Origin of the sequence: Pseudoduganella buxea (assembly GCF_009720835.1) — a bacterium.
Classification (GTDB): Bacteria; Pseudomonadota; Gammaproteobacteria; order Burkholderiales; family Burkholderiaceae_D; genus Rugamonas; species Rugamonas buxea.
The window spans coordinates 1-317 of record NZ_WNKZ01000286.1 but is presented as its reverse complement, the minus strand read 5'-3'; the positions used below and the strand labels follow the sequence as shown (position 1 = coordinate 317).

1 protein-coding gene is annotated in these 317 nt (G+C 64.7%); it reads right to left on the bottom strand.

What is annotated here, in order from left to right:
* Positions 1–317, bottom strand: a 317-nt coding sequence (locus tag GM672_RS27965) for an IS1595 family transposase (protein ID WP_155473714.1), incomplete at both ends; no start/stop codon positions are given.

The window sequence follows — 317 nt, the reverse complement described above, 5'->3', positions numbered from 1 at the left end:
CCAGCACGGGTAACAAATGCTGCTGCAACTGCGCCACCGTGACGGGCCCGCGCCCCGGGACGAAATCGCAAGTGCGGCCTTGCCGGTCGCGCGCCACCAGGATGCAGTCCAGTTCGCCGCTGATGCCCCGTTTTTTCGCACGGCCCCCGCGCCGCCGGGGCGGACGCGTCATGTGACGGGAGCCTTTCTTCGATTCCAATAAATACGTTTCGTCGGCCTCGACGATGCCGCTCAAGGGCTTGGGCCGATCGTCCTTGGCCATGGCAAGAAAGCGGTGGCGCCAGCGAAAGCTCGTGTTGCGGTGAATGCCGGTTGTT